Genomic DNA, 23,785 nt, shown 5'->3' on the forward strand with positions numbered 1-23,785 from the left:
GATGATTTTTCGCAGCATGACCTGCGCGAGTGCGTCGATTGCACTGGAAGCGAAGCATGGCGAGCGGGGCTGTTTTTGTATCAAGAAAGGGTATTACGCATGAGTCTCCTGGTCGTGGGTTCTCTTGGGCTGGATACGGTGGAGACCCCGTTCGGCAAAGCCACCGATGTCATCGGCGGCACCGCCATCTTTTGCGGCGTCACCGCGAGCTATTTCACCACGGTGCGGCTGGTCGGCGTCGTGGGAGAGGATTTTCCCCAGGTCGAGATCGACTATTTCCGGCAGCGCGGCATCGATCTCAGCGGCCTGGAGATCAAACCCGGCAAGAGTTTTAGGTGGGGCGGCCGCTATCATCTCGATTTGAACATGCGCGACACGCTGTTCACGCACTTGAATGTGTTCGAGTCGTTTCGCCCCACGCTGCCCCCGCCATACCGCGACACGCCCTTCGTGTTTCTCGGCAACATCGGGCCGGAGTTGCAGCTCGAGGTGTTGAACCAGATGACCACGCCGCCGCGGCTGGTCTCACTCGACACGATGAACTACTGGATCGAGCGCACGCCGGAGGCGCTGAGCCGGGTGTTGCGCCACGTCGATGTGCTGCTGGTGAATGACTCGGAGGCGCGGCAGCTCGCGCGCGAAGCCAATCTCGTCAAGGCCTCGCGTTACATTCACGACCTGGGCCCCAAAACCATCATCATCAAAAAGGGCGAGCACGGCGCGCTCATGATTTCGCGCGGCAAATACTTCTGGGCGCCGGCCTACCCGTTGGAGAATGTGTTCGACCCCACCGGCGCGGGCGATACCTTTGCCGGCGGTTTCATGGGCTATCTGGCGCAGGCGGGCAGCATTGATGATCTCACCCTGCGCCAGGCGGTGATCTACGGCAGCACCTTCGCCAGCTTCGTGGTCGAAGATTTCAGCCTGCGCCGCATCCGCAACCTCAGCCCGGAGGAAATCACCCGGCGCTTCAACGAGTTTCACACCATGACGAGATTCACCACGCCGTGGGAGTAGTTTCCCGCCGGTAAACAAAAATCCCACAGAAGGACCACGGCCTCTTCTGTGGGATGGCGTCTCGGAAAAAATCGAAGTCTGCCCTCCGCCCGACTGCGCGCTCTTCCGGGTTTGAGGCCGGGCGGGAGCGGCGGCTTTATTGCGCGGCCGGCGCACTCACTTTGAAATCCACCGACATGATGCTCGTGCCCCACATGGCTTTGAGCGTGCCGTCGGTTTCATTGTTGGCGACCACTGCGATGGTGAATCTCTCCACCGAATCGGGATTGACCGACATGGTCATCGGAATCGCGGCCAGGTCTTCGCCCGCCGGATAGTCATGCCCCCAGATGCCGGTTTTCTTGTTGAAAATCAGCTCCCACTGCTCGCCTGTCACTTTTTTCATCCACAGCGAATAACTGCCGCCCGGCACCACGGTTTCGCCGAAATGCAGATTGGCATCGGTTTTTATTTCTGTCGCTTCATTCATGCCCATGCGCCAAACCATGCCGTCGGTCGCCTGCGCCAGCATGTCGCGGCCTTTCAATTGCGGCCGGCCGTAGTCGATGCTCACATTGAGCGCGCCGAAACTGGCGCTGGCGGTGCCGCGATCGCCTTCCGCCATCGTTTCCGCGGCCGGCTGGCCGGCGCTCATGCCGGCTTCGGCCTTTGGTTCTTCCTTTTTCGCGCACATGGTGAGCGCCAGCGCCAGCGTGAGCAACAGGCCGGCGCGCGCCAATTTGACGGGTGTCTTCATGAACATCTCTCCTCAAAATGACAATGGGACAAGAATCAGTTGTTTGGTCTCATGCTCATTTGGCGGGTTCGCCGGCTTCCACCGGCGGTTTGAAGCCGAAATCCTTGGCTTTCTGATCGCCGAACAATTTGATTTCACCGAACGCGCTTTCATATTTCTCGAGGTTTTCCTGCAGGGCGCGCACAAAGGATTTGGCATGCTGCGGCGTCATGATGATGCGCGCCTGCACCCGCGCCTTGGGTGTCCCCGGAAAAAAGCGCACGAAGTCGATCACAAATTCCGCGGCGGTGTGATTGATGATGGCGAGATTCGAGTAAATGCCCTCGGCTTCTTTTTCACCAAGTTCGATGTTGATCTGCTGCGGTATGCCGTTGCTCATGGGTCAATCTCCAATGAAATGTCGGTGAACGATACAGATTTCACGCTTGAGAGTCAAACGAAATGTCGCCGCCCCGCGCGCCTCGCGTGCTTTGCTGGGCGATCGTTCCCCTTCTCGCAATGGCATGCGGCACGCATCGTCCCGGCAGAAGCATCACTCCAACGTGTGATGATTCCTGGCAGCATGACGCCGCGATCACCTGCGCTCCTGGCCTCCCAGGCATTCTGCGCGGCAGGGATTGCAGGTTGACTTTTCAGGGATTTTGCCCTACATTCGCCGTCATGACAAGCACCCCCAAACCGGCAGGCCCGGGCAGACTCTTTTTGATCGACGGCCACGCCCTGGCGTACCGCTCTCATTTTGCCTTCATCCGAAATCCGCTCACCAATTCCCGCGGCGAACCCACCAGCGCGGTCTTCGGTTTTGTGCGTGCCCTGCTGCAACTGCTGGATGAGCAGAAGCCGGAGTATTTGGCCGTGGTGTTCGACACGCCCGAGCCGACCTTCCGCCACCAAGCCTTTCCCGCTTACAAAGCCACGCGCCAGCGCATGCCGGCGGAATTGTCCACGCAGATTCCCCTGATTCGGGAGTTCAGCGCGGCACTGGGCGCGAATTTGATCGAACAGCCGGGTTTCGAAGCCGACGACGTCATGGGCACGCTCGCGCGTCAGATGGCGCAGACCGGCCTGCAGGTTTTTCTGTGCACCGGCGACAAGGATCTGATGCAGCTCGTGGACGAACACACGTTCATCTACTATAGCGGCCGCAACAACGAAACGCATATTCTCGACCGCGAGGGCGTGCGGGAGAAATTCGGCGTGGCGCCGGAGCAAATGATCGACTACCTCGCCCTGGTGGGGGACAATTCCGACAACGTGCCGGGCGTGCCCAAGGTCGGTGAGAAGACGGCGCTCGAATTGCTCGGGCAATTCGGCAATTTGGAGAATCTGCTCGCCAATGCCGGCCAGGTGAAACGGCCGCAAATCCGCGAGAACTTGCGCGTGCATGAGGAGCAGGCGCGTCTTTCCAAACGCCTGGTGACCATTGACACGCACGTGCCGCTGCCGTTGACACTGGATGACCTGCGCTACCGCGGCGTGGACACGGGGCGGGCGGCGGCGTTGAGCCGCGCGCTGGAGTTCAACAGCCTCATCCCACGCTTTGTCGAATCCGCCGCGCCCACTGTGGCCACCTATCAACTCGTCGATACCCCGGCCGGTGTGCAGCGCCTGGTGGCGCAATTGCAGCAAACCGCGATTTTTGCATTCGACACCGAAACCACGGCGGCGGATCCGCTGCGCGCCGAGCTGGTCGGCATGAGTTTTTCATGGCAGGAGGGCGAGGGCTATTACGTGCCGGTGGCGGCCTCGCCGACGGGCAGCCTGGATGATTTTTTTCTGCAAGAGGCGGAGAGGCGCAGCGCATTCTCCCTGAAGAAGATTCTGCAACCGCTGCTGGCGGATGCCGGCCGCCCCAAATGCGGGCAAAATGCCAAGTATGACATGCTCGTGATGCAGCGCTACGGCGTGGCGGTGCGGGGCGTGGTGCATGACACCATGGTGGCGAGTTACGTGCTCAATCCCGCGCAACGCCAGCACAACCTCGATGCCCTGTGCCTGGAGCATTTCAATTACCGCAAGATCCCGACGCAGGCGCTCATCGGTTCCGGCAAAAAGCAAAAGAGCATGCGCGAGGTGCCGGTGGCAGAAGTGGCGAAATATGCCGCAGAGGATGCGGACTTCACGCTGCGCCTGTATCATCTCTTTGAGAAAAAACTGCGCGCTGCCGGCCTGCATGATTTGTTCGACCAGATCGAGATGCCGCTCGTCGAGGTGTTGCTGGCAATGGAATGGCACGGCGTCGGGCTGGATGTCGAGTATCTCGCCGACATGTCGCGCGAGTTGGAGGGTCTGCTGGCCACGTTGATGACGGACATCTATGCCGCGGCCGGGGAGGAATTCAATCTCAATTCGCCGCAGCAGCTCGGCAAGATCCTGTTCGAGCGCTTGAAGCTGCCGCGCAAGCGCCGCACCAAAACCGGCTATTCCACCGACGCCGACGTGCTGGAGGAGCTGTCGCAGTATCACGAGCTGCCCCGCAAGATCATCGAGTATCGCGAGCTGGCCAAGCTCAAATCCACTTATGTGGACAGCCTGCCGCAGCTCGTGAATCCCGCCACCGGCCGGCTGCACACCAGCTTCAATCAAACCGTGGCGGCCACCGGCCGGTTGTCCTCCAGCGATCCCAATCTGCAGAACATCCCGATTCGCACGGAAATCGGCCGACGCATCCGCCGCGCCTTCATCGCGCCGCAGGACGGCTGGCTGCTGCTCGACGCCGACTATTCGCAAATCGAGCTGCGCATCATGGCGCATCTCTCCAAAGACGAGGCGATGATTGCCGCCTTCCGCCAGGATGAAGACATTCACGCCGCCACCGCCGCGCGCGTGTTTAATATCCCGCCTGGCGAAATGACGCCCGAGATTCGCCGGCGCGCCAAGGAGATCAATTTCGGCATTCTCTACGGCATGGGCGCCTACGGCTTGAGCCGCCGCCTGGGCATTCCGGTGGAGGAAGCGCAGAATTTCATCACCAACTACTTCGTGCAATACCCCGGCGTCAATGATTACATCATGGGCACGATTGCCGAGGCCCATCGCAAGGGCTACGTCACCACCTTGCTCAATCGCCGGCGCGATCTGCCCGACATCAACAGCGATAACCAGCGGGTGGCGGAAGCCGCCGAGCGCATGGCGATCAACACGCCGATTCAGGGCACGGCCGCGGATCTCATCAAAATCGCGATGATCAATCTCCAGCGCCGGCTGCAGCGCGAGCGCATGCAGGCCCGCATGATTCTGCAGGTGCACGACGAGTTGGTATTCGAGGCGCCCGCGGCCGAGATGGCAGCGCTCAAGCAGATGGTGATCGAGGAAATGAGCGGCGCGGTGCAGCTCGACGTGCCGGTGAAGATCGAAGTCGGAGTCGGCAAAAACTGGCTGGAAGCGCATTGATCCCCGGCCTGCTGCCGGCATTTGAAACCATTCGCCGAGATTTCTTCAACTATGTCCACCCCTCCCGCACAACTTGCCTCCGCTGCCGGCGCACAACCGGGCAGCGAGCTGGAGCAGTTGCAGGCCAAAGTCGCCAATCTCTCCAGCCTGATCGAGGTCAGCATCATCGTCAACAGCACGCTCGATCTCGACAATGTGTTGAGCCTGGTCATGGAAAAGGCACAGGCGGTGATGCAGGCGGAGGCCAGCTCGGTGATGTTGATCAATGAAGCCACCAACATGCTGGAGTGGGAGGTGGCGCTGGGCGAAGTCGGCGACCAGGTGAAGGACAAGATTCACCTGCGCGTCGGCGAGGGCATTGCCGGCTGGGTGGCGCAAACCGGTGAGCCGCTGATCGTGCCGGACGTGAGCCAGGACGCGCGCTTCTCCAAGAAAAGCGACGAAGTGACTGGCTTCCGCACGCGCTCGATCCTGGCGGCGCCGCTGAAAGTGCGCAACCGCATCATCGGCGTGGCGGAGGTGATCAATCCCGTCGGCGGCCGGAATTTCAGCAACGATGATCTGGAGCTGTTCTCGACGTTTTGCCGGCAAGTCGCGCTCGCCATCGAGAACGCGCGCAACCACCGCGCCATGCTCGAAAAGCAGAAGCTCGATCAACAGCTCGAAGCGGCGCGTACCATTCAAGAGAGTTTTCTGCCGCAGAAATTTCCGACGGACGCGCGCAACCGCTTCAGCGTTGCGGCCAAGTCGGTGCCCGCCATTCAAATCGGCGGGGATTTCTATGATTTCGTCAACTGCAGCGAAGACGCGCTGGGTGTGGTGATGGGCGACGTTTCCGGCAAGGGCATGCCGGCCGCGCTTTACATGGCGCACCTGATGAGCGACTTTCGCATCTATTCCCAAACCGAGGCCCACCCGGCGGGCGTGCTGGAAACCATCAATCGCATTCTGGTGGAACGCGGCCGGCGCGGCATGTTCGTGACCCTGCAGTACATCCTGCTCGATCTCACCACCGGCCAGGTGGATTACGCCACCGGCGGGCATCTGCCGTTTCTGTGGCTGCGGCAGCACGGCCGCAAATCTGAATTCGTCGGCAAGGGCGGCGGCGCGCCGCTGGGCATTCTGGCGGAATCGCGTTTCGTGCAAAAATCGCTGCAACTCGCCGCCGGCGATTATCTCATCATCTTCACCGACGGCGTGGTGGAAGCCAAGAATCGCGACGCCAAACAATATTCCATGGAGCGGCTGAGCGCCACTCTGAAGCGGTCGTGGCCCTCGCCGCAGGCCCTGGTGGAGCATTTGATGCAAGACGTGCAACACTTCACCGAAGGCACGGCGCAGCATGATGATCAAACCGTGGTGGCCCTGCGCTGGGGTTGAGTCCGGCAGCGTGCAGGCAGCGCCTGAGCCACGGGCCGTTCCGTCGGCGTTTGGTGTTTCAAACTCAAAATGAAATTCTGAAAGTTCTTGACCACAAAGCAAACCCTGAGCACCGCGGAGACGCGAAGAGCGCAGAGTTCCAACATTGAAAAAGCCTTTTTCCGTGACTCGGCGGTTCCTGCGATTTCTTTGTGTGACTTCGTGGTGTATTCAGTGAGTCCTGCAACGTTAAGTCGAATTCCAGGGCACAGGCAAACAGCCCCAACGGCGCGCCATAGAACCAGGTGAGGAATGCCGCCCCTCAGGGCTAGGCGCGATAGATTCAATCGGTTCCCAGGGCGCTGCCTGTGAGCTATTGCATGCGACCCCGTGGGGGTCAAGCCGGCCTTCTGAAGAAGACAGTGTGTATTTAACGTTGTAGTATTCGTCAGGTCCATTTTGAGCATCGCGGGAATTGCCTCATGTCCAAATATTTCACCCGCTTGTTTTCCGAGCAGGATCGCGCCGCCATCGCGCAGGCCATTGCCCAGGCCGAAGGCCGCACTGCCGGTGAAATCGTTCCCTATGTCGTGGAGCAGAGTGATGACTACGAGATCGCGCTGTGGCGCGGCGGCATGTTTGTCCTGCTGCTGGTGATCACTGCGCTGCTGCTCGTGCGCTTGTATTCTTCGCACTGGCTCAACCTGCCCTTTCTCTCCACCGCCGTTTTGGTGCTGGCCGCGCAGGGTACGGGCATGCTGGCGACGCATTTCCTGCCGCCGGTACGGCGTTTCTTTGCCGGCGCCAACTTGATTGAACAGCGCGTCAACCAGCGCGCCGCGGTGGCGTTTCTCAATGAGGAGATTTTTCGCACTCGCGACCGCACCGGCATTCTGATTTTCCTCAGCCTGCTGGAGCGCAAAGTCGTGGTTTTGGGTGATGCCGGCATCAATGCCAAAGTCGAACAGCGTGACTGGGACGAAGTCGTACGGCTGATCACCGAAGGTATGCGGGCGGGCACGCCGGCGCAAGCGTTGATCACCGCCATCAAAAAATGCGGGGAGCTGCTGGAGCGCAAAGGGGTAAGCCCGCGGCCCGGTGACACCAGCGAACTGGCCGACAAGCTGCGTTTTGCCGATCGCTAGGGTGCCGTTGCGCGGAGTTGTTTGGGCAGTGCATTCGACGTGCCATTCTGACGAGGGTGGTGCCTATGCTTTGCAAAGCAACAGTGCACCGGCGACAAACGGAACAGAGTTCCACGATCATTCGCACCCTCTGTGGAGAAAGAAACCCGAACGCAAACACATGACCAAGCCGCTATTCCTCTTCCTGCTCGGCATGCTGCAGGCAGGCGCGCCCGGCCTGCCCGCACAAACGTTGGAAGTGCCGTTCCTGGCCGGCCACGTCAACGATACCGCGCAAATGTTGTCGGCGAATGCTGTCACCGCACTGGAGGCCGTGCTGCAGGCGCAGGAGGATTCCACTTCGAATCAAGTGGTGGTACTCACCGTGCCCGGTTTGCAGGGTGAGGTTTTGGAGGAATACGCCATGCGCGTGGCGGAAACCTGGAAGATCGGGCAGGCGGACAAGGACAACGGCGTGCTGCTGCTGATCGCCCGCGCTGATCGTGCGGTCCGCATCGAAGTCGGCAGCGGGCTGGAGGGCAACCTGCCGGACATCACCTGCGGCCGCATCATTCGCAATGAAATCGTGCCGCGCTTCCGCGACGGTGATTTTGACGGCGGCGTGACCGCGGGCGTCAATGCCATGCTCGCGGCGATTCAGGGCGCATACGTCGCAGACGATTCTCCGGCAATACAAGAAGCCGACTGGAAGGTGCGGCTGTTCATGTTTTTGTTGTTTGCTCTGGTCGTCGGCGTTTTCACGACCATCAGTGTGATGGCAGGAGGATTCGCCGGCTGGTTTCTTTATTTCTTTCTCATTCCCTTTTGGCTGGTCTTTCCCATGGCCATTTTTGGCAGCGCAGGCGGGGTCGTGCTGTGGGCGGCCTATTTACTGGGCATCGGCGGCCTCAAACTGTGGCTGGGCCACAGCCCGGCCGGGAAAAAGGTGCAGAAGAAATGGTCCAAAAAGTGGGGTACAACCTCGGGCGGCAGCAGCGGCGGCTGGCGCTTTGCGAGCAGCGGCAGCAGCTCCTCGTCCGGCGGCGGGTTCTCCGGTGGTGGCGGCAGTTTTTCCGGTGGTGGCGCTTCAGGTAGTTGGTAGCGGAGCATCCGGCGACGATTGGTGCTGGAGATTTCTGCTTCACCTGGAGGTGCAGGAGTGGCATGAAAGCGACAAAACAGAAACGCACGAACCTGCATAACAAGACGGTCGACACGGTTGAATTCCGCGTGGCCAGCGATCCCAAACTGTTGAAGATCATCCGCGCCGGGATCGCGCACCTGTGCGAGCTGATCGGCTTCACGCCGCAGCAGAGCCAGCAAACCACGCTGGCCGTGGATGAAGCCTGTTCGAATATCATCAAGTATGCCTATGGCGGCGCGACCGACAAGCCCATCATCGTCACCGCGCGCTTGATTCAAAACGGCATCGAGATCATCTTGCGCGATTTCGGCAAGAAGGCCGTGCCGGCCGAAATCAAATCGCGCGATCTCGATGACCTGCGGCCGGGCGGGTTGGGTGTTCATCTCATCCGCAGCACGATGGACGTGGTCTCCTATGATACCAGCCGCAAACGCGGCAATGAGTTGCGGCTGGCCAAATTCTCTGCCGCCCCCTCGGCTGCGGCCAACGCCGATCCGACGCCCGTCGTGCCAGCAAGCTCCTGACATCAGGGCGGGTGCGCCGGCTGCCCGGCGCAAGCATTCTGCAATCACAAGAGGAACCGACATGCTCGACATCGTTACTCGCCAAAAGGACCAGGCGGCCATCGTCGCCATCTCGGGAGACGTCGATCTCTATTCATCGCCCGAAGTGCGCAAAGTCATCATCGGCTTGACCGGCAAGAAAGCGCCGCTCATCGTGGTGGATCTGCGCGCCGTCAGTTACATGGACAGCTCCGGCATCGCGACGCTGGTGGAGGGATTGCAGCAGATGAGCAAATACGGCGGTGAGCTGCGGCTGTTTGGCCTGGGCGCCGCGGTGCGGGAAGTCTTCGAATTGAGCCGGCTCGATAAAGTCTTCCAGATTTATGACAGCGAAGCAGCGGCGCTGCCGGACAATCAGGCCGCGGCGGAGACGCCGTGAAACCGCCGGCCACGCCGCCACCCGCCGCGGGCAGCGTTCTCGTTGAACTCTCCCACCGAACTGCGGCTGACCCGGCCGCACCGCGGAGAACGGGCCATGGCGCCCGCAAGCGAAATGCGTGCTTATGATCACTGTGTTGGGATTCCTGGGCCGCCGGACGATGCAGTTTCTCGTGCACGTCGACCGCTTCGCGCGTCTGATGGTCGAGACCGTCTGGTGGGCATTGGTGGCGCCTTTCAAAGGGGAAAAGGTCCGCATCCGCAGCGTCGTGGAGCAGGTCGTGCGCATTGGTTATGATTCCCTGCCGATCGTCAGCGCCATCGCCTTTTTCGTGGGCATCATTCTGGCGATGCAGGCGGCCTATCAACTCAAGCGGTTCGGCGCCACCATTTTCGTCGCGGATCTGGTCGGCGTGTCGGTGATTCGCGAGCTGGGGCCGCTGCTGACCGCGATCATCATTGCCGGCCGCAACGGCTCGGCCATCGCCGCGGAAATCAGCTCGATGAAAGTCGCGGAGGAGATCGATGCGCTGCGCACCATGGGCCTCAATCCCACCGGCTTTTTGGTAGTGCCGCGCACAGTTGCGATGATGATTGCGCTGCCGTGCCTGACCGTGCTGGCGGATCTCATCGGTATCCTGGGTGGCTTTCTGCTCGCGGTGACCACCATGGATTTTTCCGCCCTGCGCTATTTCAATCAAACCTCCGCCGCCCTGACGATGAAAGACCTGGTCACCGGGCTGGTGAAGAGTGAATGCTTCGCGGTGATCATCGTCATGGTGGCCTGCTATGAGGGCTTTCGCACCGAGGGCGGCGCCGTGGGCGTAGGCAAAGCAACAACGACCACGGTCGTGGCTTCGATTTTTTTGATCATTGCGGCGGATGTACTTTTCACCGCGCTGTTCTATTCCAGCTTTTGAAGCAGGGCCGGCGCTTGCCGCCCGTTGGCAGCAAGAAAAAAGGCCAGGCACGGAGGTGGTTGATGGAGGATCAGCTTGCCTTCAACGCGCGCGCAGTATTCACGTGGAGGAGCGACCGGCTTTACCGCGTCCATCTGTCGGGTAATGAACTCTTTTTCATTCGCCTCGGCGGCCAGGGCGGCTGGCGGGAAGGTGCGCTGGGTGGCATGCACGGCCAGCCTCTGGGTTTGCTGCTCCTGCCGGTGGTGTGGCTGCTGGACCGCTGGGCACAGAAAAAACGCGAGGCGAAGATGGCGCGCAGCGACGCGCGTCCGCCCCAGCTTCAGGTGCGGGAACACATTCACAATTTCCGGCTGGCGGCCAGCGACGTCGTTGCCGCGAGCCTGGAGCCGCCCGCGCGTTTGCAATTGCACGGTTATCACGTGGGGCGTTGGCGTTTGGTAACCGCCGGCGGGCAGAAGTTCAATTTTCAATTCGAGACCCTCGCCGACATGCAATGGGCGCAGGCGATTTTGTCGCGCGTGCTGGCAGACCGGCTCCAAATTTCCGTGCGCTGGGACCCGCGCAGAGGCCGGTCTGTGCGCCTCACGGCCTGAACGGCAGGCCCGTTTGCTTTGAAAAAATCAGAACCCCCATTTCTCTCCATCGCCAGAGAAGAAACGACAGCCACATGCCAAGCGATGTCCGCTTAAGAGCCATCGATCTCGCTCTGCGCGGGCAGTGGGACGAAGCCCACCGCCTGGTGCAGCAGCTCGAAGAGGATGACCTCGCCTGCTGGATTCATGCGGTGTTGCACAAGCTCGAAGGGGATTCCAGCAACAGCCGCTACTGGTATCGTCGTGCCGGCAAAATGGCGCACGTGGATGACGTGCCGGAACAAGAGTTGAACCAAATCAGAAGCTTGCTCACGTAACGCATGCCACTCACGCCTGCCTCTCCCGTCGCGCCGGATCGCGCGGCGGAAGAACCAATCATTGCGATCCGTGATCTCGTCACGCATTACGGCCGGCGGCCGATCTTGAAAGGCGTCAATCTCGACATCTACCGTGGCGAGACCATGGTGATCCTGGGCCGCTCGGGCTGCGGCAAAAGCACGCTGCTGCGCCATCTGGTGGGCTTGGCGCCGCCGACTTCCGGGCAGATCTTCATCAGGGGCCGGGACATCACCCGCTTGAGCGAAGCGGAAATGACGGCGGTGCTGCGCAAGATCGGCATGTTGTTTCAGGGCGCGGCGCTGTTCAATTCGATGACCGTCGGCGAAAACGTCGCGCTGCCGCTGCGCGAGCACACGCCGCTGGAGGATTCCACCATTCGCATCATGACGCGCATCAAGCTCGAGCTGGTGGGGCTGGCCGGCTGCGAGGATTTCCTGCCGGCGCAACTGAGCGGCGGCATGAAGAAGCGCGCGGGTTTGGCGCGCGCCATCGCGATGGATCCCGACATTCTGTTCTGCGACGAGCCTTCCGCCGGCCTCGACCCTGTGGTGGCGGTCGGCATCGACGAACTGATTCTCAAGCTCAAACGCGCCTTCAACATGACCACCGTCGTGGTGACGCACGAGCTGGCTTCCGTCTTCAAAATCGCGGACCGCATTGCGATGCTGCATGATGGCCAGGTGATTGCGCTCGGCACAGTGGCGGAGCTGCGTGGCAGCACGCATCCGGTCGTGCATCAATTTTTCAATCGGCTGGCGGATGAAGAAGCCGATCGCGCCGAATATTTGAACACACTGGTGGGCAATTAGCGCACGGCTACGCGGTCTTCTTATGGTTTCCACTTCTAGTGGGCCGCTGGCGAAGCCAAAGAGTCCACGGGTTGGAGCACTGCTGTATAAAGGGGCAGGACGGCGAAATCACGCCAGCAGAACGGCACCGGCAGGTGTTGTCTCCAACGCGGCGTTGCCGCGCGGCAGCGATGCCTGGATTTCAACGAAAGGATCGATCTGAAGCAAGCGATGGAATATCATTCCCGTGAAGTCAAAGCCGGCCTGCTGGTGATCTTGAGCCTGCTCGCCTTCCTGGCGTTCTTGTTCACCATCACCAAAATTGACTGGGAGCGCAAGGAGAAAACCTTCACCGCCCGGTTCGGCTACATTGGCGGCATCGATCGCGGCGCGATGGTGCGCTTCGGCGGATTTCTCATCGGCACGGTGACGGATTTGTACATCGCGCCGGATGACAACACTAAAATCGAAGTCGTGCTCACCGTGGATGCCCGCGCGCCGGTGCGCCGGGATTCCGAAAGCTTCATCACCACCATCGGCTTGATGGGCGAATCCTACCTCGAAATTACCACCGGCTCGAGTGAAGAAGAATTGCTCGGTTCCGGCAGCCGCTTGCGCACGCGCGAAGTGCCGGCGCTCAGCCAACTCAGTGAACCGTTCATGGACGTCAGCAAGCAGCTCGGCCTGCTGCTGGTGCAGGCCAACGATCTGCTCAACGAGGCCAATCGCCGGCGCTTTGCCAACATGCTCGCCAACGCCGATTCCCTGCTGGGCAGCAATGCGACGGAAATTTCCGGCATCGTGACCAATCTGAACACACTCACTTTTCAAATGCAACGCATCAGCACCAAACTCGATCAACTCATGGGCGAGAATGCCCAGACCGTGGATGCGACCGTCGGCCATCTCAATACCACGCTGACCCGCATCGACACGCTGCTGCAGTCGCTGAATCAATCCATGCGACTAGTGAACGAGGTCGCGGCCGCGAACCAGCGGAATCTACATGAGACCATGGCGAATTTCGAGCGCGCCTCCAACGATTTCGCGCAGTTCAGCCGCACGCTCAAGGAGCGGCCGTGGAATTTGATTCGCAAATCCGCGCCGCCCGAGCGCAAGCTGCCGGATTGAGCGAGGCACGAATTGGACGGCGCTGTTGCCCAGACCAGAACCAAATGAGTCGTTGCCCCAGCAAAGGATTCGGACTGCGATGATCGTCACCGCTCTTGCGTGCAAAACAAACCTCCCCGGGCCTCGTGTCCATCGGCTGTTACCGTGGGTGTCGCCGTTTGCCACTTGCCTTTTGCTCTCCGCGTGCGGCAGTGTGCCGCAGACTTTCTATTACACGCTGGCCGAGGCACCGGCAGCGACCGGCGAACCCGCCGGCAATCATCATGACCAACTCGCGGTGGCGCTGGGCGTGGAGCGCTTCGCGGCGGCGGCGATTTATGAGGAAGACCGTCTCATCTATCGTGAATCGCCCTTCGAAGTGAAGTATGATCATTATCGCCGCTGGGCCGCGCGGCCGGCGCAGTTGGTCACCGATGAAATCATCAATCAACTCGCGGCCCGCGGCCTGTTTCGCACCGTCACCTCTTATCCGACGGCCGTGCCGGTGGATTGCATTCTGCGCGGCCGCATTCTGGCCTTTGAAGAGTGGGATCGCGGTGAACAGTGGTTTGGCCGGGTGGCCATCAGCGTGCAGCTCTATCAGGCGTCCTCGCAAAAGTTGCTCTGGAGCGGCACCCTCAGCCGCGAAACGCCCGCGCAAAAACGCCTGCCGGCCGCGGTCGCGCAAGCCATCAGCACCAGCCTGCGGGAGTGTGTGGACGAGCTGGCCGCCGCGCTGGCGCAGGAGCTTGGGCAGTAACCCACGCGCCGCACGCCTCAACGCGCGGCTGCCGTGAGCACCGTCTGTTGCCGCCGGCAGGGAAGCGGCGCCAATCCGCAATATTGCATAAAAAAAGCCAACCCCGTGACCACGAGGTTGGCTTTTTGTTTTCACGAATTCTGCCGCGGTTGGGCCGGCGCGCCGCCAGGGCGCAGCGGCTACCGCAACAACGACATCTTCTGCCTTCCTTCAAACAGCGGCTTCCCCGCATTGGTCACCCGCAGCTCGACAAAATAGGTGCCGCTGGCCAGGCCGTGCGCATCCCACGTGAGCGTGTACTGTCCGGGTTGATATTCACGATCGGCCAGGGTGGCGACCTGCTTGCCGTCGACGCCATAGATCGTCAACAGCACATGTCCCGGTTTCGCGAGGTCGAACACGACGTTGGTTTGCGGGTTGAACGGATTGGGATAGTTCGGGCGCAGCGCAAAGGTTTGCGGCACGCTGCCGTTGTTCTCCGCCACACTGGTGGGCGGAACGGTGAATGATCCGAAATTGGAAGACTCCACGAACGTGCCGCTGTTGCCGGAGGCAATCACCTTCCAGTAATGAAACCCGCCTTGAATGGTGTCGTCGACCGGCAGCACGTACTCGCTCTTGTTCACCACCTGCACCTGCTTGATGATGTTGCTGAAATCCACGTTCTTGCTGAGCAGCCACAGGTAGTTGATGTTGCTGCCCGGGTTTTCGGGATCGGCCGTATCTTCCCAGTCGAAGTTGATGGTGGCCGGCCGCGAGGAATAGAACTCGCCGATGGGTGACAGCACGCGGAAGCTGCGCAGCGGGTCGAGCACGGACACCACCGTGATCGCAGTCGCCACGGAATCTTTGGCGTCTTTGCCGTCATTCACTACGAACTGCACGTTCTCGACGCCGTGCCAATCGCGCTCGGCAAAGAGATTGAAGGTGGTGCTGGTGTTGCGGAACTTGATTTTGGTGTTGCCCACCAACGAGAATCGCCATTGTTCCGCGGGGTCTTCGTCGTCCTTCACGCGCGCACGCAAATCCGCATATGGAATCCGCAGCGTGTCATCTTCATTGAATGTGTAATTCACCGTGTTGAGCCAGCGCGGCGGAGTGTTGGAATCGCGCACCGTGAAGGTGACCTTCGCGGTTGCCGCGGCGTTGGAGGTGTCTCTGACGGTGAAGGTGATGGTCTCGCTGCCCAGCCAGCCGGCGTTGGGCGGCAGCACGGTTGCGATCAAGCCCGAGAGGAACAGCGCCAACTCGCGGTTGCCGGTGCCGGTGAGCCTGAGCTTGTCTTTGGGATCATCCGGGTCCCGGACGTAATCGGCAAAATTGATGGGCGTGAAGGTTTCGCCGCGTTTGATGGTCTGATCCGTCAAGTTGACGATGCGTGGCGGATCGTTGACCGGATCGATGGTGAAGCGCGCGCGCACGCTGTCGCTGCCGTTCGCCGGATCTTTGGCGATGAAGGTGATCTGGCTGTTGCCCGCCCATTCTGAATCGGCCGGCGCCACGGTGGCGACGCGGTTGGTGATGTTCACTTTGAAGAAGGGATTCGGGCTGGTGCTCCAGGTGATTTGAGTGTCGCGGTGATCGGGATCAAAGACATAATCATCCAGCGTGATGGCGGCAAAGGGTTTGCCCTCTTGCACCCGCTGCGAGGGAATGGTGCTGACGCGGGGATTGTCGTTCACCGCGGTCACGGTGAATCTGGCCGTGGTGGTGTCGCGCTTGTTGGAGGGATCCCGTACCACGAATGAAATCGTTTCGCTGCCCGCCCACTCCGAATCGGCCACCGCCACGGTGGCAATGCGATTTGCCAGCGTGATGATCAAGTTGGATTGCCCAAAGGTGCTCCACACCATCTGATCCGGCGTGTTGTCGGAATCACTGACGTAATTGTCCAGCGCGATGGGCGTGAAGGGCGTGCCTTCGGCCACGGTTTGGTTGGGAATCTTGGTGGCGACCGGCGCGCCGGTGCCGATGACCACCGAAGAGGTATCGGTGCCGCTGGCGCCGTTGTTGTCGGTGACGCGCACGCGCACCCGTTTTCTGCCGGAGGAATTGTAGGTGGCGGTGACGGTTCGGCCGTCGGTTTCATAAGTGCCGTCGTTGTTCAAATCCCATTTGAACGTATGCGTGTCTTTCGTGCCGGGATCGGTCACACTGGCGGTCAACGTCACCGGTTGATTGAGCAGGCCGGAATAAGGGCCACCGGCCTCCGCTACCGGCGCGACGTTGGCAACCGTCACCTGCACTTGCGCGCGCGTGCGGTCGTTTTCGTTGTCCACCACTTCCAGCGTGGCCTTGCCGTTGAAATCGTCGGGATAGGTGTGTTGCATCAGCGGGGCGTTGGTGCTGTCATCGAACACGCCGTCGCTGGTCCAATCCCAGCGATAGCGGATGATCTGGCCGTCATCGGTCGAGCCGGAGGCATTGAAGGCGATGGGCGAGCCTTCGGTGCCGTTGTAAGGGCCGCCGGCATTGGCGATGGGCGCACTGCCGCCGGTTTTCAACATGCGCAAATACACCTTGCCGAAGGAAGGATAGGCGACATAAAACGTCTTGCCCGCCGCGCGCACCACGTGTTTGTCGCGTGATTCCGAGCCGCCGGACTGGCTGGCCAGTTGCACTGAAGCGCCCCAGGTTTGCCCTTCGTTCTGGGAAAGCCGCGCAAACAGCGCCTCGCCGTCACCCAGGTTGTATACCGCCACCACGTTCTTGCCGTCGTTGGTCGCGGCGACCGAGCCGACGCCGAGATTCTGATGCCAGTCACGCAGTTCGCCCTGCTCCGTCACTGCCACGTCGCGCACTTTGTTGCCGTCGCGAAAGCGGGCATAGCGCACCGACTGGGTGCCGTTGCGCGCTTGATCGCGCGCCGAGCCGTAGACAAAGTGCACGTTGCCGGTTTGATCGGCATAGATGTCGGCGTTGCCGTTGCGGCCGTTGGCGCCGCCGTAGTGAATGTCGCCGATTTTGCTCAGGCTCTTGCCGCCGTTGGTCGAGCGGTAATACGTCACCGGGCCACCGCTGTCGAGATCGTCCGGCCGGTTGATGACGAGGTTCACCACGTCATCGCTGCCGACCGCGATTTCCACGCGGTCATCGACGCGATAGGGCCCCAGCGCCGGAATGAAATTGTCCTCCGCGCCGTTGACGATGCGGATATAGTTGGCTTCGCCGAAGACATCTTCGGTGGCGAAACCATGCACGACGTGCACCACGCCTTTGCTGTCCACTTCCAGGCGCACGCTGTAAGCGCGCCGCAGACTGGTTGCGATTTCCAGCGGGCTGGTCCAGCTTCCGTCGCCGCGCTTGCGGGTGTAGTACAGGCTGTAGTTGTCGCTTCCCAAGTACTCCCGGAAGCATATATGCGGCAGGCCGGTGGTGGGGTCGATCGCCACGGTCGCGCCGAAGCGAAAACCGCCGATCTTGTCAACTGCAGCCACGCTCACATTTTCTTTCTTGACGACGGCGCCGGCGGCATTCAATTCCACCAAGACGACGCCTTCATCGTGATAGACAACATAGATCTTGCCAGTGACCGGATCGACGTCCATGTCGGGCGTCGAACCTGCACCCAGATCGATTTCCTTGCTCCAGGTTTGCGCAAAAACCGCATTTGCACACAGCCAACCCAGCAGCAAAAAAGTACCGGCAAATTTCTGTCTCATAGCAGCATCCCAGGAATCAGTGAAGTGGATCGAAAAGATGCAACACGTCGCTTTCAAGCCAGTCACCGTAACGTCACGCAATTGTCACTCACGTGAGACAGTGACGGCATTTCGGCGGGCAAAACCGTGTTCATTCCCTTGATCACGAGGCGCTGCTCATTCCGGAGGGGGCCATCCTGGCCGGCCAAACTGGCGTTGAAAGTTATCAGTATATTACGGCTAGAATGGTGAGGTTGCGGATTTACGCACGCAGGCGGCGGGCGAATTCCTCTCCGTGGGCGGGAGAAACGATGTGAACAGGAAGCGCACGGCCGCGGTCGCAACGCCTCATCCCGCCGGATCAAACAAGTAACCGGCGCCGCGAATGGTCTTGATGTAACGCGGATTCTCCGGGTCCGGCTCGATGTGCTTGCGCAGCCGCAGAATGTGATTGTCGACCGTGCGCGTGTTGGGGAAAACATTGTAGCCCCAGATTTCCTCCAGCAAACGGTCGCGCGAGATCAACTCGCCGGGATGGTGAATCAAATACTCGAGCAGGCGAAATTCACGGTTGGTCAGCTCCTGCGGCGCGCCGTTGCGCCGGACTTCATGGCGCTTGAAATCCACCACCACATTGCCGAAGCGATAAAGGCCCGCCTCGCTTGCGGTCCGGCCGTTGCTGCCGCCTTCGACCGGCCGCAAATGCGCTTTGACGCGCGCCAGCAATTCGCGCAGGCTGAAGGGCTTGGTGACGTAATCATTCGCGCCGAGCTCGAGGCCCAGCACCTTGTCGTCCTCTTCGGCCCGGGCGGTCACCATGATGATCGGCACGGTTTCGCCTTCGTCGCGCAACCGTTTGCAAATCTCCATGCCGCTCATGCCGGGCATCATGAGATCCAACACGATCAAGTCCGGCCGCCATTCCTTTGCGAGCTGATAGCCGTCGGGACCGGTGCGCGCTACCTTGGCCTCATAGCCTTCGTCGCTGATGGCACCTTCCAGGCCGAGCGCAATCGACGCGTCGTCTTCGACAATCAGGATCTTCTTCATCTCACACCTCGGGTTCGGCGGCAAGCGCGCCGCGATTATTTGCGTGTGCTTCCTGGAGGGTGGCGGACTCTGGCTGCTCCAGGCACTCCGGCGGGATGGGCAGCCGCAGTGAAAACGTAGAACCCTCGCCCAGCTTGCTGTGCGCCGAAATCTCGCCGCCGTGCGCCGCCGCAATGTGCCGCGCCAGCGTCAGCCCGAGGCCCGCCCCGCCCTGCTTCGGCGTATTCAAGCGCTGATCCACGCGATAGAAATCCTCGAAGATCTTGGGCAGCTCCGCCTTGCCGATGCCGATGCCGTGATCTTCGACTGCGATCACCAGGTGCCGCTCCTGCCGAAACGCCGCCACGCGGATGTACTTGCGCTCCTGGCTGTATTTGTAGGCATTGGTCAGCAGATTCAAAAGCAGTTGGGCGATCGCATCGGCATCGATCTTGACTTCTGGCAGCGGCGCGGCAATCTCCAGCACCAGTTGAAAGCCGTCGGCTTCGGCTTGCGGCCGGAACGCCTCCACCACCTGGCGCACAATCGCCTCCGGATCTTCATATTCGAAATTGTACTGCTTGACGCCGCGCTCGATGCGGGAGAAATCGAGCACGCTCTCGATCAAGCGCGCCAGGCGGTCCGATTCGCGCCGGATGACGCTGAGATATTCCGCCGCCTTCGCGGAGGCCGGAACGCCGGCAGGGCCCGCGGCAAACTGTCTTTCGAGCAGCTCGGCCAGCATCTTGATCGAGGCCAGCGGCGTGCGCAGCTCGTGCGAGACATTCGAAACAAAGGTCGATTTCATCTGCGACACATGCGCCTCGCGCAACGCTTGCCGGATGAAAACATAGGCGCCAAACACCACCGTGAGCAGCAGCAAGAACACCAGCCACAGCGACAGCGTCAATTTGAAATTCCAGCCGGAGGCTTGTCCGGCGGGATCCGTGGCGTAGATCGCCACCTGCCAGAAGTCAAAGGGCTTCTCCAGCATTTGCTCCGCCACCCGCTCACCCGCCGGCGGCCGCGTGCCGATCATGAATTTGTGCTCTTCGTTCAGAATCGCAAAACTCACCGCGCCGGCCACCTCGAGCTTCTTGAGAATCGCCGGGAACAGCTTGGCTTTCAGCTCTTCGAGATCGATTTCCATCGCGATCAGGCCGGCAACGTGATGGCCGGAGGCATCGGGCAGATATTGATAGGCGAGCAGATAGGGTGCGCCTTCCGCGACATCGGAAATGTAATATACCCGATCTTTGTAGCTTTTGCGTTCAAGCACGTGTTCCGCCAGGCGGCGATCCAGCACCTGCAAATAGTACCGGCGGCTGATGCGTTTCTTGTTCAGTTCCGCCAGTCCGTTGAACCGCTGCGTGAAGCGCTCGGGATGGGACACGAACGGCGAGGTCAACAGCCGCACCGAGGCTGCCTGAATCAATTCGACAAAGTAGGTGTATTGCACCGTGCTGATTTCGTCGGAGAGAGCGAAGAGATCCTGATACAATGCCAGCAGCGTTTCCACCGCCTCCTGATCGCGATTCTGATTTTCCAGAGCGATGGCGATTTGATACTGCGCGAAGAACCGCAGCGGTGCGCCGTTGGGGTCGCGCACATGCGGGTGGTTCGCCAGCAGCTCGCGATACACGCCAATGGCCGCCGGCCAGTCGCTTTTCTTCATCAGCACACGGCCGGTGAGATTTTGGCTGAGCGCGGCGAATTGCGGCGCCGGACATTCCCGGCTGATTTGCGCATACAGCGCCAGCGCTTCATCGAGGCGGCCTTTGTACTCCAATTCCTCCCCGGCCTCCACCAATGCCGCAAAACGCCGGTAGGTGTTGACGTAATCCTCGCTCGGCGGCGGTGCTTTGGAAAGAAAGAAACCGCGGTTGGCAGGCTCGGCGGCACGCAGCGGCACCGCCGGACTTTCCAGTAAAATGGCCGAGGCCACCAGCGGTTGCTCTTCGGCGAATTGATTCAAGGTTTCGGGCGTGGGATAGTTGCGGTCGCGCTTCGCGGCCTTGCCGGTGAAATACGTCCAGCGCTTCGCGGCTTTCTCCAGCTCCTCGTTGATTTCGCGGGCGGCAATGCCGGCGAGCTGCTTGTAGTTCTGCTGCAGCCGGGTTTGGGTGAGCAGCTTCTCGGTACGAATGGCACGCAGGCTGAAATAGCCGAGAAAGCCGCACGGCAGGATAATCAAGCAGACAAATGTGAGGGCCAGGCGCACTTCATGGCGCCGCCACAAACCGCGAGGGATCATGCTGCACTCTCCATGCGCAACCGTCAGGTGGGCGCGCGGCCGCGCCGCTCAGCCCTTCAATACGGCTACCGGCCGCAGCCGAACGACGGGCTGCGCCAGGCCCAGCGCCGCCATCGCGGCAACGACCTGCGAAACATCTTTGAACGAGCTGGGCGCTTGCTCGGCGAGGTTGCCTTCGCCATAGCGATACAGGCGAATGTTCTTGGTTTCAAGCTCGCGCACAACGAGCTGTTCGGTGAAAGCGGCCACGGCTTCCGGCTTGTCCAGCACGCGGCCGGCGCCGTGATTGACGGAATAGAATGTTTCGACCGCCCCCTCCGCCGCGACGCCGACGTACGAGGCATGTCCCATCGAGCCGGGAATCGGCAGGGGCTGGCCGGTGTGGCTGAAGAGCGCATGGTCGCGCAGGCGTGACGCCGGCAGCGCGCGGCTGGCGCCGTGCCGATGCACCCACAACCTCTCGCCGCGCCATTCCTCCGGCTTGATGCTGACGTGGGCGCAATCATACAACAGCGGCAAGGACAGCGAATCGTCGCGCAACACGTGGCGCACCGCCGCGCGCAGCCGCTCGGTGAGCGCGATGCGATTGGCAAAACCGAAGTTGGAGGCTGCCGCAATCGCGCGCAGATATTCCTGCGCGATCTCCGCTTCCACCGGCATCGACCAAATCGGCGTGCCGCGCGTCATGGCCTGCATGAAGCTCGCCTCCTCCTCCCAGCTTGCCAAATAGCCCTTCATGGTCTTGCTGCCTACGCTGCGCGAGCCGGTGTGCAGCATGAACAGCGCCCGGCCCGGCACCAGGCCGAGACGGCGGGCCATTTCCGGCGCGAGCACTTCGACGATTTCCTGCAGTTCGAGAAAATGATTGCCGTCGCCAAGGGTGCTGTAACAGCGCCGGCCTTTCTTGAGCGCCTGCTTGGGCAGGCAGGCCAGAATCTTCTCCGCCTGCGCGCTATCGGTCGCCTGGGTGCCGCGATCTTCGATGCAGCTCATTTCTTCCTCGCTGAGACCGTAGCGCTTCTGGCTCCACGCTCCGCCCTGCACCAGCAGTTCGGCGAGTTCCTCCTTGTTGAGAATGTCGGGTTCATGCTCGAAGACCGGAATCGTTCGCTGCAACTCGGCGAAAAGCTCGTCGAGCACGGCGGGCGTGAGTTCCCGCACTTCGATATCACTGCGAATCATGCGCATGCCGCAGCAAATGCCGGTGTCCACCGCGCGCGGCACGATGACGGATTTGGAGGCCACCACGGTGCCGGTCGGGCTGAGGTTACGGCTCTTGCGATGAATGTCCGGCAGCACGCCGACATAATGATCCAATCCCGGCGTTGCGGCCAGCACCTGCAACTGCGCCAGCGTTTCCGCATCGGGCATCATCTCGGGTGTGAGGAAGAACTTGATGGGCAATTCGCCGCTTTTGGGCTGCTTTGCAATCGGATGTGCCATGATTGTTTCCGTCTGTTTCCTGAGTGGGACGGCTGGGTTTCTGCGCTCCTGAAGAACCGCCCGGGCGCTTTCTTCATTGCTGAACAGACATTGCTTACTACCGGCATCGCGCCGCGCTTACCGAACGCTGGCAAGAATATCTTCCACTACTGCCGCCACGCCGGCGCTGCGATCGATGCCGAGCGCGAAGCAGCGTGCGCTTTGCGCGAAGCGGCGCACCGCCTCCACGCGGCGAAAGGCCTGTCCGGGCTGTGGCCAATGCAGATCGAGCGCCGCGGCATACCAGCCGTAATCATCCAGCTCCAGTGTCAAGCGATTCATCGCTATGATCTTCTCCGCCGCGGCTTCCGCCGTGATCTCGTGAACGCAGCGCTGCGGCGTGAATTGCGGCAGAAACAAGGCCGCCGGCCGGCTGCTGGCCGTCTGCGCCGCCGCTTCGAAGTGAAAGAGGGATTTTTCCTTCAGCCCCTCGGGAAAGGCCATGGGAATCAGGCGGCTCGCACGCTCGCCCAGCATGTGCCGGCTGTCCGGATTCAGGCGAATCGGCTCATAGCAGGGATACACGAACTCGCCTTCGGTGAGAATAATGTTCTCCGCGATCAGCTCGAGGCCGGGTTGCTGCATGAGCGCGACGCAGGTCGTGGTCTTGCCGACCCCGCCCAATCCGCCGATCAAGAGACTGCCGTGGCCGGTCGCCAGCGCTGAGGCATGCAGCGCCACCCAGCCGCGTGTGCGCTCCAATTGCCAGAGCAGCGGATAATAGACGAGATAGCTCATCAGACTGAAGTACTTCTTGTACTCATAGTCGCGCAGGCTTTCGAGCTTCTCTTTTTTGGGATGAAACGTGTATACCACCTCGAAGTGAAACTGCCCTTGCCCGCGCCGGAAGCGCAACTGCAGCCCCTTCATGCGCAGCGTGTTCAGCCAAATCAGCTCCTCGGCATTGCCGAGCATGCGTTTGCCGATCACTTGCAGCGGCTGATCGCAGGCAAACGGATTGTTTTCCTCCTGCCACTCGCCTTGCGACCAGTGGCAGGTGACGGTCAGATCCGGCTTGTCGACCGGCGGCGTTGCCAGGTGGTGAAGATGCTCGGCCGCGTAAGCAATCAACGGCTCATGCGCCGAGGCGAGATTCAAGGTGGCGTCATGCAGCCGCACGCCGACAGTGTGCATAAGAGATTCCTCGTTTTC

The 23,785-nt window shown here is 60.9% G+C and carries 20 protein-coding genes; 13 read left to right on the plus strand and 7 right to left on the minus strand.

What is annotated here, in order from left to right; genetic code table 11:
• Positions 1-99: 99 nt before the first annotated feature.
• A complete protein-coding gene (locus L6R21_06490; protein ID MCK6558831.1) occupies positions 100-1,017 on the plus strand; it encodes a PfkB family carbohydrate kinase in 918 nt (305 codons plus the stop codon).
• A gap of 136 nt (positions 1,018-1,153) precedes the next feature.
• On the opposite strand, the gene L6R21_06495 is transcribed toward L6R21_06490, so the two are convergent.
• Positions 1,154-1,753 carry a DUF2911 domain-containing protein gene (locus L6R21_06495; GenBank protein ID MCK6558832.1) on the minus strand — a complete coding sequence of 200 codons (600 nt, stop codon included), beginning with the start codon at positions 1,751-1,753 and terminating at the stop codon, positions 1,154-1,156.
• Between the two features lie 55 nt (positions 1,754-1,808).
• Positions 1,809-2,132, minus strand: a complete 324-nt coding sequence (locus L6R21_06500) for a DUF3467 domain-containing protein (GenBank protein ID MCK6558833.1) — start codon at positions 2,130-2,132, stop codon at positions 1,809-1,811.
• A gap of 281 nt (positions 2,133-2,413) precedes the next feature.
• Here L6R21_06500 and polA point away from each other — a divergent pair, with 281 nt between their 5' ends.
• The 12 genes from polA to L6R21_06560 all read left to right on the plus strand — a co-directional run bounded on the left by polA (position 2,414) and on the right by L6R21_06560 (position 14,227).
• On the plus strand, positions 2,414-5,146 hold the full coding sequence (polA, locus tag L6R21_06505) for a DNA polymerase I (GenBank protein ID MCK6558834.1): 2,733 nt from the start codon (positions 2,414-2,416) through the stop codon (positions 5,144-5,146).
• A gap of 51 nt (positions 5,147-5,197) precedes the next feature.
• Positions 5,198-6,526 carry a SpoIIE family protein phosphatase gene (locus tag L6R21_06510; GenBank protein MCK6558835.1) on the plus strand — a complete coding sequence of 443 codons (1,329 nt, stop codon included), beginning with the start codon at positions 5,198-5,200 and terminating at the stop codon, positions 6,524-6,526.
• 461 nt (positions 6,527-6,987) lie between these two features.
• Positions 6,988-7,650 (plus strand): hypothetical protein, encoded by a 663-nt coding sequence (locus tag L6R21_06515; protein MCK6558836.1) that lies wholly within the window; start codon positions 6,988-6,990, stop codon positions 7,648-7,650.
• Between the two features lie 160 nt (positions 7,651-7,810).
• The gene (locus L6R21_06520; GenBank protein ID MCK6558837.1) at positions 7,811-8,731 is read left to right on the plus strand and encodes a TPM domain-containing protein; all 921 of its coding nucleotides are present in this window, start codon (positions 7,811-7,813) and stop codon (positions 8,729-8,731) included.
• A gap of 62 nt (positions 8,732-8,793) precedes the next feature.
• A complete protein-coding gene (locus L6R21_06525; protein ID MCK6558838.1) occupies positions 8,794-9,297 on the plus strand; it encodes an ATP-binding protein in 504 nt (167 codons plus the stop codon).
• Between the two features lie 61 nt (positions 9,298-9,358).
• The gene (locus L6R21_06530; protein ID MCK6558839.1) at positions 9,359-9,715 is read left to right on the plus strand and encodes an STAS domain-containing protein; all 357 of its coding nucleotides are present in this window, start codon (positions 9,359-9,361) and stop codon (positions 9,713-9,715) included.
• A gap of 124 nt (positions 9,716-9,839) precedes the next feature.
• Positions 9,840-10,634, plus strand: coding sequence for an ABC transporter permease (locus tag L6R21_06535; GenBank protein MCK6558840.1), 795 nt, complete (start codon positions 9,840-9,842; stop codon positions 10,632-10,634).
• 62 nt (positions 10,635-10,696) lie between these two features.
• Positions 10,697-11,230, plus strand: coding sequence for a hypothetical protein (locus L6R21_06540; protein MCK6558841.1), 534 nt, complete (start codon positions 10,697-10,699; stop codon positions 11,228-11,230).
• Positions 11,231-11,304: 74 nt separating this feature from the next.
• The gene (locus tag L6R21_06545; protein ID MCK6558842.1) at positions 11,305-11,547 is read left to right on the plus strand and encodes a hypothetical protein; all 243 of its coding nucleotides are present in this window, start codon (positions 11,305-11,307) and stop codon (positions 11,545-11,547) included.
• Positions 11,548-11,550: 3 nt separating this feature from the next.
• On the plus strand, positions 11,551-12,378 hold the full coding sequence (locus L6R21_06550; protein ID MCK6558843.1) for an ABC transporter ATP-binding protein: 828 nt from the start codon (positions 11,551-11,553) through the stop codon (positions 12,376-12,378).
• A 210-nt stretch (positions 12,379-12,588) separates the two neighbouring features.
• Positions 12,589-13,488 carry an MlaD family protein gene (locus tag L6R21_06555; protein MCK6558844.1) on the plus strand — a complete coding sequence of 300 codons (900 nt, stop codon included), beginning with the start codon at positions 12,589-12,591 and terminating at the stop codon, positions 13,486-13,488.
• Between the two features lie 193 nt (positions 13,489-13,681).
• Entirely contained in the window at positions 13,682-14,227 is a 546-nt protein-coding gene (locus L6R21_06560) for an ABC-type transport auxiliary lipoprotein family protein (protein MCK6558845.1), read from the plus strand.
• A gap of 179 nt (positions 14,228-14,406) precedes the next feature.
• On the opposite strand, the gene L6R21_06565 is transcribed toward L6R21_06560, so the two are convergent.
• From L6R21_06565 to L6R21_06585, 5 genes are all read right to left on the minus strand, one after another.
• A complete protein-coding gene (locus L6R21_06565; GenBank protein MCK6558846.1) occupies positions 14,407-17,889 on the minus strand; it encodes a PKD domain-containing protein in 3,483 nt (1,160 codons plus the stop codon).
• 327 nt (positions 17,890-18,216) lie between these two features.
• Positions 18,217-18,918 carry a response regulator transcription factor gene (locus L6R21_06570; protein ID MCK6558847.1) on the minus strand — a complete coding sequence of 234 codons (702 nt, stop codon included), beginning with the start codon at positions 18,916-18,918 and terminating at the stop codon, positions 18,217-18,219.
• A gap of 1 nt (position 18,919) precedes the next feature.
• A complete protein-coding gene (locus L6R21_06575) occupies positions 18,920-21,151 on the minus strand; it encodes a HAMP domain-containing histidine kinase (protein ID MCK6558848.1) in 2,232 nt (743 codons plus the stop codon).
• 48 nt (positions 21,152-21,199) lie between these two features.
• On the minus strand, positions 21,200-22,594 hold the full coding sequence (locus L6R21_06580; GenBank protein MCK6558849.1) for an RtcB family protein: 1,395 nt from the start codon (positions 22,592-22,594) through the stop codon (positions 21,200-21,202).
• A gap of 117 nt (positions 22,595-22,711) precedes the next feature.
• Positions 22,712-23,767: a hypothetical protein gene (locus tag L6R21_06585; protein MCK6558850.1), complete on the minus strand. Its 1,056-nt coding sequence runs from the start codon at positions 23,765-23,767 to the stop codon at positions 22,712-22,714.
• Positions 23,768-23,785 lie beyond the last annotated feature (18 nt).

It is taken from the genome of bacterium (genome assembly GCA_023150945.1).
In the GTDB taxonomy this organism is placed as follows: domain Bacteria; phylum Zhuqueibacterota; class Zhuqueibacteria; order Zhuqueibacterales; family Zhuqueibacteraceae; genus Coneutiohabitans.